This is a genomic window from Nostoc mirabile CHAB5784, from assembly GCF_020829645.1.
Lineage (GTDB): Bacteria > Cyanobacteriota > Cyanobacteriia > Cyanobacteriales > Nostocaceae > Nostoc > Nostoc mirabile.
Genome location: NZ_JAIVFS010000169.1, coordinates 1 through 10493 on the forward strand (window position 1 = coordinate 1; position 10493 = coordinate 10493).

10 protein-coding genes are annotated in these 10493 nt (G+C 42.8%); 6 read left to right on the forward strand and 4 right to left on the reverse strand.

Annotation, left to right across the window (positions count from 1 at the left end; translation table 11 throughout):
- Positions 1 to 437: 437 nt before the first annotated feature.
- Positions 438 to 2927, reverse strand: coding sequence for a CHAT domain-containing protein (locus LC653_RS42070; RefSeq protein ID WP_229501221.1), 2490 nt, complete (start codon positions 2925 to 2927; stop codon positions 438 to 440).
- A gap of 70 nt (positions 2928 to 2997) precedes the next feature.
- Here LC653_RS42070 and LC653_RS42075 point away from each other — a divergent pair, with 70 nt between their 5' ends.
- Entirely contained in the window at positions 2998 to 3255 is a 258-nt protein-coding gene (locus LC653_RS42075) for a hypothetical protein (protein ID WP_229501222.1), read from the forward strand.
- A gap of 115 nt (positions 3256 to 3370) precedes the next feature.
- On the opposite strand, the gene LC653_RS42080 is transcribed toward LC653_RS42075, so the two are convergent.
- Positions 3371 to 3937: a hypothetical protein gene (locus LC653_RS42080; protein WP_229501223.1), complete on the reverse strand. Its 567-nt coding sequence runs from the start codon at positions 3935 to 3937 to the stop codon at positions 3371 to 3373.
- A gap of 418 nt (positions 3938 to 4355) precedes the next feature.
- Between LC653_RS42080 and LC653_RS42085 the strand changes: the two genes are divergently transcribed.
- The 5 genes from LC653_RS42085 (at position 4356) to LC653_RS42105 (ending at position 9249) form a co-directional block, all read left to right on the forward strand.
- On the forward strand, positions 4356 to 5237 hold the full coding sequence (locus LC653_RS42085; protein ID WP_229501224.1) for a hypothetical protein: 882 nt from the start codon (positions 4356 to 4358) through the stop codon (positions 5235 to 5237).
- 321 nt (positions 5238 to 5558) lie between these two features.
- Positions 5559 to 7088 (forward strand): bifunctional aminoglycoside phosphotransferase/ATP-binding protein, encoded by a 1530-nt coding sequence (locus tag LC653_RS42090; protein ID WP_229501225.1) that lies wholly within the window; start codon positions 5559 to 5561, stop codon positions 7086 to 7088.
- Between the two features lie 409 nt (positions 7089 to 7497).
- Positions 7498 to 8004 carry a hypothetical protein gene (locus LC653_RS42095; RefSeq protein ID WP_229501226.1) on the forward strand — a complete coding sequence of 169 codons (507 nt, stop codon included), beginning with the start codon at positions 7498 to 7500 and terminating at the stop codon, positions 8002 to 8004.
- 88 nt (positions 8005 to 8092) lie between these two features.
- The gene (locus LC653_RS42100; RefSeq protein ID WP_229501227.1) at positions 8093 to 8884 is read left to right on the forward strand and encodes a YdcF family protein; all 792 of its coding nucleotides are present in this window, start codon (positions 8093 to 8095) and stop codon (positions 8882 to 8884) included.
- A gap of 143 nt (positions 8885 to 9027) precedes the next feature.
- Positions 9028 to 9249: a hypothetical protein gene (locus LC653_RS42105; RefSeq protein WP_118165772.1), complete on the forward strand. Its 222-nt coding sequence runs from the start codon at positions 9028 to 9030 to the stop codon at positions 9247 to 9249.
- Positions 9250 to 9254: 5 nt separating this feature from the next.
- Here LC653_RS42105 and LC653_RS42110 read toward each other — a convergent pair whose 3' ends face one another.
- Both LC653_RS42110 and LC653_RS42115 read right to left on the reverse strand, forming a co-directional pair.
- Complete coding sequence (locus LC653_RS42110) at positions 9255 to 9497, reverse strand: ferredoxin-thioredoxin reductase variable chain (RefSeq protein WP_308189236.1); 243 nt, start codon at positions 9495 to 9497, stop codon at positions 9255 to 9257.
- 80 nt (positions 9498 to 9577) lie between these two features.
- Positions 9578 to 9778 carry a hypothetical protein gene (locus LC653_RS42115; RefSeq protein WP_229501228.1) on the reverse strand — a complete coding sequence of 67 codons (201 nt, stop codon included), beginning with the start codon at positions 9776 to 9778 and terminating at the stop codon, positions 9578 to 9580.
- Positions 9779 to 10493 lie beyond the last annotated feature (715 nt).

Below are 10493 nucleotides of genomic sequence, written 5' to 3' on the forward strand. Positions count from 1 at the left end.
GGAGCAGATATACTACAGAATTGTTAAAGGTCGCGGATGCTTTGAGGCTGACAAGATAATATTTTTAATCTCTAATTCCATTTGATTTGCGTTCTCTCATATCGCTTTTAGTCTAAACTCCAGTTGGGTTGAGGAACGAAACCCAACATTTTCGGTGGTTTGTTGGGTTTAACTTCGTTCAACCCAACCTACGCAGTTTATGGTTTTTGACTCACCATGATAGCGGTGCGTTATGGCTTTAGCCTAACGTACTTAATTACGAATTACTTTAAGAGTGTTCTAAGAAATAAATGATCCAAAACCTGTCATTGCGAGCGCAACGAAGTGTAGCGTTCGCGGAGCGTCTCGTAGAGAAGCAATCGCAATATCTTGGGATTGCTTCATTCCGCTTTGCTCCATTCGCAATGACAATTGGGCACTTTTTTACTTGGAGTACTTTAACGTGCATCCCCAATCAGCACAAATGGCGACCAATAATAAGGATGGCGATGGTCTTTAATTAGCTTCAACTTAGCTTGTTGCAAAGCTTCCCCTTTCGTCATCCCCTGCTTGAGATTTTGATAAAAATCAACCATCAATTGCTGAGTTGCTTCATCATCAACCGCCCACAAACTTGCCATCACAGCTTTAGCACCAGCACGCTCAAATATATAAGCAACTCCTGCAATTCCTACGCTATTAAAATTAGTGACTACAGCAGTTTGACAGGCACTGAGAGTAATCAGTTGTGTGCCTTGTAGTCCTAAAAGAGCAGCATTGGCAATGTCTAAGGGGTTGTCAGCAAATAGTAATCTATTATTTTTTAAATCCACTTTTTTGCAGTCTTCAGTTTGAAAACAGCCGTGAGTTGCTAAATGCAAAAAGTCAAAGCGTAATGCTTGGGATCTAAACTTTTCTAGGGTAGCTTCATTGTGAATATAAACTTCACTATCTGGCAGTATTTCCTTAATCTGTCTGACTTCCGCCTCTGCACCTGGGAGATTTTGCGGGTCACGGGGCACAGGATTACCAAATGCTAAAACAGCTTGGAGTTTGCGGGGTATGGCATTTTGCACATTTGGAGATTTTAGGGAATTATTGGAAATGCGAGTGAGATAGTTGACAGGATATTTCTCGATCAGAAATTTGTTGGTTTTATTGTCGTAAAGAGTCTCAAAAGGTAAATGGCGCAGTTGACCAGTAGCAATAATACTTAGTTCTTTGGGTGATAAAGCTTGAATTTTGTCTTCGATGGGACGAATGAGAATATCATAGAGTTTGTCACCTGTTTCAGTGAAGTCAGCATCACCATCGTTTTGTACCTGTTTTAGGTAATCGGTAATAAGTTTATTAAATTCAGTGGGATTAATAGATTTTTTAATAACACTCAATTGACCTTTTGTAAAAATAAAAATTGCGACGTTATTAGGCATATTTATCACATTAGTCAGCAAGACAGGTTGAACTACAACCGTTCCTGCGGGTATGGAGGATGTCAGGTTTTTAATATCTGCGGGTGTAGTTTCAAATAGTTCTGCTACTTCAGGAAAACGGCGAGAGATATCTTCGGCTTCTGAATAAACTCGTGCTTCTAATTGCCGAATTTGTTGAGTTAATGCTTCAGAAAACTTTTCTTGCAGTTGTTGTTGCAGGGATTCCAATTGTTGATTTTTTTTACTCCAGTTATCAAGAGCTTTCTGTGCTTCTGGGTTGGTAACTTTGGCATTAATGAGACGAGTATAATCAGCAAGGTCGGCTGTGGTGAATAGGTTAACCCATTCAAAAGCTTGAGCGTATTTTTTTTGATTAATCAGGACATCGACTAAAGCAGTTGCATTTCCACCGTTTTGCTGTAAAAACTTTTGGCGATTTTCTCGTTGCAAACCCCGGCGCATTTCTAAGCTGATTTTGAGAGATTGCTCTAAATTAGTAATGGCTTGGGTTGGTCGATTTGTACTTTGGAAGAGTATACCAATATTACCCAAGGTGACAGCTTCAACAGAGCGATCGCCCACAGCACGCAAAAGGGGCAGAGCTTGGTTGTAAAAATCGAGTGCTTTTTGCTTTTCTCCTAAATCGTCGTAGACTCCACCGATGTTATTGAGTGTAATCGCAACACCAGTGCGATCGCTCACAGCACGCCAAAGGGGCAGAGCTTGGTTGTAAAAATCGAGTGCTTTTTGCTTTTCTCCTAAAGCGTCGTAGACTAGACCGATGTTATTGAGTGTGCGAGCCTCACCAGTGCGATCGCCCACAGCACGCCTAAGGGGCAGAGCTTGGTTGTAAAAATCGAGTGCTTTTTGCTTTTCTCCTAAATCGTCGTAGACTGCACCGATGTTATTGAGTGTAGTCGCTTCACCTGAGCGATCGCCCACAGCACACCTAAGGGGCAGAGCTTGGTTGTAAAAATCGAGTGCTTTTTGCTTTTCTCCTAAAGCATTGTAGACTGCACCGATGTTATTGAGTGTAGTCGCTTCACCTGAGCGATCGCCCACAGCACGCCTAAGGGGCAGAGCTTGGTTGAAGAATGACAATGCTTGCTGCTTTTGTCCTAATGCGTCGTAGACTCCAGCGATGTTATTGAGTGTGTTGGCTTCGCCAGCGCGATCGCCCACTGCACGATCAAGGAGCAGAACTTGGTTGTAGAATGACAGTGCTTGCTGCTTTTGTCCTAATGCGTCGTTGCAAAACCCTAGCTCATTGAGTACAAGTGCTTCAAGTTTTTGGTCTTTAAGTTCTCGTACCATAACCAAAACTTGCTGAAATATAGGTATTGCTTGTTTATATTTCTGTTGCTGTACCTTTTGTGTCGCCTGCTCTAGCAGTCTTTCTGCTTCTTGCGCTTGGGAGTTTTGAGTTTGTCCCCAAGTGGGTTGAGCCATCAGCATCACTGTTATAGGCGTTAGATAAACGCCCACAGCCAAAAGACTGGTGAGAATTTTTTTCATAGAATAGCGCAGAGGTAGCTGTTTTCAATTGGGTCTAGAAGCTGTCGTTACCAACATCGTGATGTTTGTGATGAACATCGTGATATTTGTGATGAACATCGTGATATTTGTGATGAACATCGTGATATTTGTTATTAATATCGTGATGTTTGTGATGAACATCGTGATATTTGTTATTAATATCGTGATGTTTGTGATGAACATCGTGATGTTTGTTATTAACATCGCAATGTTTGTTATTAACAAGTGGTGGGGGTTTAAGTCCCCAGCTAGTAAGACAGGCACTTCTGTTTTGTGTCGGGGTCTAAATCCCCGTCACAAAACGTAATTGCGAATGGGCGAAAAAGCGAATTGCGAATTGTTTTAACATCGTGTCTGTCGTTAGGAACGTCAAAATGGTTAGGGGTATAGATGTACGCCCCTAGAGATGAAAGAATTCACGCTCAATAAGGTTTTGCCAGAATAGTGACCGTTTGTTGTTGCGAATTGAACTGGATTTCATCTACCACATATTGCCGATTTCTAGCCACTGATTGAATACCCCGCAACTGTGCTGTGGAAACTACAGGTGGTTTCAGTTTCACCACTGCTTGACCTTGAGTAGAATTTTTTACAGTAAAATTATTTATAGGTATACCACTCCAAGTTACTGGCTTGCCTGTAGGACGTTCTCCCCCACCCCGGATAATTGGACTTTTATTACTTCTGTAAGCCAATGCCTCTTTCTTGAAAACTACTCTTGCAATTTGGCTCAGAGGAATCGTGGTAGTTTTGTCATTACGCTGAATTGATAGTGCTTGCCCTTGTGCATCAATTCCTATTACTCGACCACTGCTTGACTCACCCTTTTTAAAGAAGACCTCTGCTAACTCTGGTAAGGCTACTGCAAGTTCTAATTCATCTGCTTTGATTTGTGTCTGTGCTAACAAGAAATTTCCTGTCTTGACATTTTGGCTAATTACAGCTTGGATGTTTCCTGCTAGCGCTGCTGCCATTACTAGGATTGCCACAACCCATCCCTGGAAAAAAGCTTTCATGGCTTTAACAGTATATTTGACTATTTTAACTTTCTCACTAAACTTCCAAAGCGGATACCAAATTTCCGTAAAATTACTAAAAGAAACTGATTATTCACGTATCTACGGTGTACACACAAGTCGAATTACCCCCCTTAATCCCCCCTTAGAAAGGGGGGAAACTAGATATCCAGTTCCCTCCCCTTTCTAAGGGGAGGGTTAGGGTGGGGTAAAACCGACACTTAAACCCAGATGAGTAAACTATTTCACACTTGTGTGTACACCGTAGCGCCTTTTAGGAGAGAGGTCAGAGTGTATTGCATACAAAGGAAAAACGTTATATAACTCGGTGCCGTACTCTCGGCGGTAACACACCCTACATTGTTTCTTTAATTACGAATTACGAATTAGTATGACACAAGCCCCAAACCCTAACCAGGAAACCAATATTTTAGGTAAATTCACGAGTGTACTTGGCTTACTGGGTGCGGCGCTTTTCTTTGCAGGCTGGATTTACCGTTGGTCATATTTCTACTTTTTTCAGCTAGAAGTCAATACCCTCGACTTACCTGCACAGTCTTTTTTGATAGTTCCCCTGCAAATATTTCTCGGAGATGGTTGGGCAATATTTAAAACAGCGATCGCCTTTTTTATAGCTGCGATCGCTATTCAGGCAACGTTATGGTTAATTAAGATTATCAGTGATACAGTTGTCTCTGCAAGTCAATTACTATTGAGTCGCATCATCTCTGCTACCCAACACAAACGCTCATGGACAGCTAAACAGCTAAAATCTCTGGCTGAATTTAGTTCTGGGCAACTGCGTTCAGTTGATTTTCTGCGATCGCTAGTCAATGAGATAGTAATAGTATCCTGGGTATTAATTGTGATATTTTGGTTAGCTCGTTGGCAAGGTATTGCAGATGCACAACGAGACGCTGGTCAAAAATCCACTTTGCCTGTTGTAGCCTTAATTACACCTGAAGAAAAGTTTGCTGTGGGACGCAAACTTGATGATATATTTGCAGATCCATCTTTGAAAGGTTATCGCATTATTGGCGATCGAGGTCTATTCAATGACTTGCGAGGCAGAGAAGATAATGATATTAGCAATCCACAGCAGCCGAGAGTCTGGCGCTTACTCTTAGAACGTGGCGGCTGGATTTATTTATTTAGAGCATTACCCCCTCAGGCAAAACCTGATGAGATCCCATCGGTGTTGGCAATTCAAGAAAGTGACAAGGGACATGTCATTATTCGCAGTCCAGAAGCTTCCAAAACGAGTTCTCCTTGATATGCTTAGGACTTACGCAGTGAAAACCTGAAACCTCGATCCCCCCTAACCCCCCTTAAAAAGGGGGGGATCTGAAAGAGCCAACTTTTTAAGGGGGTTGGGGGATCTATTCTGCGTAAGTCCTAATGCTGATATCTTGCACCATTCTCAATTGACCAATGACCAATGACGGTCTTCACGGAAAATAGCGCAATATGTAAGCGCATTAGCTTATCAGCACTCAATTGGTAAACTGTGTAATAATTTTTGATGACACCAGGGGGAAACTCCTGGTTTTTTTGTATTTGAACCGCAGAGGCGCAGAGAGCGCAGAGGACAAAGATGACAGAAGCGACTCTTCCAGCTTTAATTGAGCAAATGTTGCAACCGGGATTTTATCCCCATCCTGTAACAGAACCTATTCAATTAATTCAAACCCACATTTCTTATGTGCTGCTGACTGGGGATTACGTCTATAAGGTGAAAAAACCGATGAATTTTGGTTTTTTGGACTTTTCTACCTTAGAGAAGCGGCAGCATTTTTGTCAAGAAGAGTTACGGTTAAATCAACGGGGAGCAGGTGAACTGTATTTAGAAGTTTTGCCCATAACTTTGGTAGGGGAGCAATACCAGTTAGGGGGAACGGTCGAGGCTGTAGAATACGTGCTGAAGATGCGCCAGTTTCCCCAAGAGTCGCTATTAAGTACACTTTTTGAGCAGGGTAAGTTAAATGAGACGCACCTAGATGAGTTAGGACGGGTGGTGGCTCAATATCATGCCGAAGCACAAACGAATGATTATATTCGCAGTTTTGGTGAAGTGCCAAAAGTCCGGGCTGCATTTGATGAGAATTATCAGCAAACTGAAAAGTATATTGGTGGCCCCCAAACACAGGCGCAATTTACAGAAACAAAGCAATATACAGATAAGTTTTTTACCGAACGTCCAGAATTATTCGCTAGCAGAATTCACAACAACTATATTCGTGAATGTCACGGAGATTTACACCTAAGAAATATTGCGCTGTGGCACGATAAAATTTTGCTGTTCGATTGCATTGAGTTTAATGAACCGTTTCGCTTTGTCGATGTGATGTACGATGTGGCATTCACGGTGATGGATTTGGAAGCGCGACAGCGTAAAGACTTGGGTAATGCGTTTTTGAATGCCTATATAGAGCAAACTGGAGACTGGGAAGGCTTACAGGTGCTACCCTTGTATTTAAGCCGTCAAGCTTATGTTCGAGCAAAGGTAACTTCATTTTTGCTAGATGATCCGAGTGTACCCGCGACGGTAAAGGAAGAAGCGACAAAAACTGCTGCTGAGTATTACAAACAGGCTTGGGACTACACTAAACCAAAGTTGGGAGAAGTAATTTTGATGTCGGGGTTGTCGGGTTCTGGTAAAAGTACCACAGCAAGGCATTTAGCGCGTCAAATGGGAGCGATTCACCTGCGTTCTGATGCAGTGCGGAAACATTTAGGGGGAATTTCCCTGTGGGAAAAAGGCGGCGATGATTTGTATACCCCTGAGATGACCGAAAAAACCTACACACGGCTGTTGGAATTGGGAATTATCCTAGCTAAACAGGGTTTTTCGGTGATTTTGGATGCCAAGTACGATCGCCAGCAGTTGCGGCAAGAAGCGATCGCTCAAGCTACAAAGCACCAACTTTCCCTTCAGATTATCCAATGCACAGCACCCCTTGAAGTTATAAAAGAGCGTCTGAACAAGCGCACTGGTGATATCGCTGATGCCACCGCCGATTTATTAGACTCACAAATCAAACAAGCTGAACCTTTCACTGAAGAGGAACAATCTTACGTAAAGATTTTGGATACAACCCAACCACAGCAGGCACAATTAAAATAATTCGTAATTCGTAATTCGTAATACTTCGGCTCCTTTCGACTTCGCTCAAGGCAAGACGCTCAGTACAAGTTCGTAATTCGTAATTCGTAATTGAATCGAAAATTAGGAGTTACGTTAGCGTAGCGTTAGCGAGTCATATCATGTTCGCATAATTAGTTATGATTCCCACAGTCATTGCACCCCACCCCTTAATCCCCTCCCCGCTAGCGGGGAGGGGAGACAAAGCGTAGCTTTGGCGGGGTGGGGTTCTTCAGGTTTAATAAGGAATCAAGCGGACATGATATCAGACGCTCCTACGGACGCTCGTTCCTCTCTACGAGACGCACTCGCGTTCGCTACCGCAACGCTTACGCTAACGCAACGCTTACGAGCGTCATTAGTAATTAGTTAATAGCCTTTTTTTTACTCTATGGCAGACAAAAAGAACGACCTTTTTAGTATTTCTCCCAGCTTTTTTTCTCAGTTGTTATTTGGGGCATTTTTAATATTTATATTAATAATGACCGGCTCCGCACCAGCCCTGAGCATCTTTTTAGGTATCATGGGCGGTTTCATCCTCAGCTGGATCACAAATGTAACTGATAATAGCGCCCAGGCGTCAACTGTCGCCTCCTCTGATGGTGTCGATACAGGGCTAAAATACTGGTTATTTTTCATGCTTGGCTTTGTATATTTGGGGTATCCAGCACCCATGAGTGTCTTGCTAGGTGCATTAGGCGCTTTAGCTGGAGGCTGGATTACTGCTTGGTGGGGAAGTAAGGAAGAAACTAGAACTCAGTTGCAAGTTGAAGAATCAGAAGAGGGCGAAATTGAACCAACGAACGACAGGATCAACAAACGGCAAACAAGAAGAACCGCCCGTCGTTACCGTCGCACCCCTGGAAGTAGTATCAATTTCAGGTTTTGGGAAAAGTAGGAATTTGGGAATGGGGCATGGGGCATGGGGCATTGGACATTAGTCAATAATCAATAGTTCTTTTTTCCCTACTCCCTCGTTTCCCACTATGTTTTTATATCTCTCTAAATTACTACCACTATTTTTTTATCCACTAGGATTAGCCTGCGTGAGTTTGGTAGTAGCATTAGTCACGTTGTGGCAACGACCTCGCACTGCGGCGATCGCAATTGCTTTTGCTTTGACTTTATTACTATTTTGTAGTAATGCTTGGATTGCTAAATCATTAGTGCGATCGCTAGAATGGCAAAATCTTCCACCCGCCCAAATACCAGTTGCAGAAGCGATTGTAGTTTTGGGTGGCGCAACCAAATCAGCTTTTCCCCCCAGACCTACCGTCGATTTAAGTGAAGCAGGCGATCGCGTGATTTATGCTGCACAACTGTATCGCCAAAAAAGAGCGCCTATAATTATTCTTAGCGGGGGGCGTATCGATTGGCGTGGTAGTGGTTCCTCAGAGTCGGCAGATATGGCAACAATACTTACATCTATTGGTATTCCATCTGAGGCAATTATCCAAGAACCTGACTCTCTAAATACTTATCAAAATGCTGTAAATGTCCGCAAAATTTTGGAGTCTCGTGGCATTAATCAGGTATTATTAGTTACTTCTGCAATGCACATGCCGCGATCGCTTAAGATTTTCCAACGTCAAGGAATTAATGCCATTCCTGCACCGACTGACTTTATTGTTAGTGAGGGTGAACTGCAAGAACTCGGCAACACTCCCAAAGCCGCTATACTGAATTTATTACCTGATACCGACAACTTGCACCAATTTACCAGCGCTTTAAAAGAGTACATTGGTTCTTTAGTTTATCGCTTACGCGGTTGGCTCTAATTAAAGTTAGGAGTTATCAGGTGTGGTAATTGCCTGAATTCCAAACTCTTAATGACTAATAACTAATAACTAATAACTAATAACTAATGACTAATGACTAATGACTAATGACTAATGACTAATAACTAATGACTAATAACTTTATGTCTAAAAATTTACCTTATATTATGCCATCCCCTCAACCCCAAGTTGAGGAAGCTTTTGCCGCTTACCAAACAACTCATCAGTTCTACCACGAAGTTCGTTCACGGTCAGAGTTTCAGCGTTATTGTGAATGGTATTATACAACAGCAGAACAGAACCGCCAAGAGCTTAAAAGAATGCGCGGCGAACTGAATATTTTTCAGTGGTTTCGCCGCCGATAAGTGATTTAGATGACTTCTAACTCATTTTCACGTAAATGGGCTTTAAACTTTTTACTAAACTGGACTACAATCGGCAGATTAGCGCTTACGGGTCTGTCTCGCCATTGGCTGGCAATACCTACTACATCGCCTTCACTGCCTTTGATGTCAAAAGGCTGATTCCGATGTTCAGGATGATGATACACTACTACCGACTCTTTAACGCGGACGCGATCGCCAACTTTCATAACAACATTTACACCTAGCATTTTCTTTTCCACAAGTATCTGCTACAAAATATATGATTAAATCGCTTAGAATTTGATTTAATCAGCTATTTCTTGACGCTTCATTGGGGTGCAACGGCGCATTTAACCCGGATGCCTCCAGGCAAGGCAGCGCGTTGCGGTGAGTCCAGCGCTGTAGGCGGGTTTCCCGCCGTAGGCGACTGGCGAACCCGGAGGGGGGTTCCCACGCCACTTGCTTTATGCCGGGGAACCCGTCCACCGCAGTGGCTCCCCGTTGTAGCGACTGCCGCACGTCTTAGCAATCCGTGCGTACTTTTTTTAGTTTTTTGCCGCGTTAATACCCATCGCCCTTACCCTCTGTGTTTACCCCAAAAGTAGGGAAATGAAAGGAAATAAGCCGATATCAGATGTGCTTAGTACTGTGACAAGATATCTAACCCTTTTATCTTCAGGGTAACTGAAACTCTAAGTCAAGAAATTTTACACAATTGGGGACTTCCAAGAAATAAATTATCCAAATGAACGAACCACTCCAGACGCAGAGAACACAGAGAGGGGAGAAATAGAGAAGATTTTTGCGTCAGTTTTGGGATATTTTTTTATTTGGAAGTCCCTTGAGTAAACAGCAGGTTTACTACCTTACTCATAAGCTTCCCTTGAATATGCTTACCCGCTAGCAACTTTTCACTCTGAACGCTTACGTTAGCTTTGAGTGAGTCACGGTAGTCAATCAATTCCTTGGTCAGATCGTTCTTTGGTAAACTTCCGGTTTCCACGCCGGTTAAAACATATTGCCACAAACGCACCCTTGTTTTGAATTTAGCGCAGCTTCATACAGAAATGCTATGAGTGTAGGTTATTCGCAATCTTTTCCATTCTTTGAGAGATAGTTTGACACTCCCCACCGATAAATCGGGGGGATTCTAGCATCACTGACGTTCTTTGCTTTTACAGGTCTTACGACCAATAGAAGTAGGGAGAACATCTCCACTAGCGTTAGTTTGGGGTTGCCCACCC

Excerpts from the sequence above, each read along its gene's own strand:
- LC653_RS42095 (WP_229501226.1), top strand. The coding sequence starts at position 7,498 with ATGGCAGACAAAAAGAACGACCTTTTTAGTATTTCTCCCAGCTTTTTT.
- LC653_RS42100 (WP_229501227.1), top strand. The coding sequence starts at position 8,093 with ATGTTTTTATATCTCTCTAAATTACTACCACTATTTTTTTATCCACTA.
- LC653_RS42105 (WP_118165772.1), top strand. The coding sequence starts at position 9,028 with ATGTCTAAAAATTTACCTTATATTATGCCATCCCCTCAACCCCAAGTT.
- LC653_RS42090 (WP_229501225.1), top strand. The coding sequence starts at position 5,559 with ATGACAGAAGCGACTCTTCCAGCTTTAATTGAGCAAATGTTGCAACCG.
- LC653_RS42110 (WP_308189236.1), bottom strand. The coding sequence starts at position 9,497 with ATGCTAGGTGTAAATGTTGTTATGAAAGTTGGCGATCGCGTCCGCGTT.
- LC653_RS42085 (WP_229501224.1), top strand. The coding sequence starts at position 4,356 with ATGACACAAGCCCCAAACCCTAACCAGGAAACCAATATTTTAGGTAAA.
- LC653_RS42070 (WP_229501221.1), bottom strand. The coding sequence starts at position 2,927 with ATGAAAAAAATTCTCACCAGTCTTTTGGCTGTGGGCGTTTATCTAACG.
- LC653_RS42075 (WP_229501222.1), top strand. The coding sequence starts at position 2,998 with ATGAACATCGTGATATTTGTGATGAACATCGTGATATTTGTGATGAAC.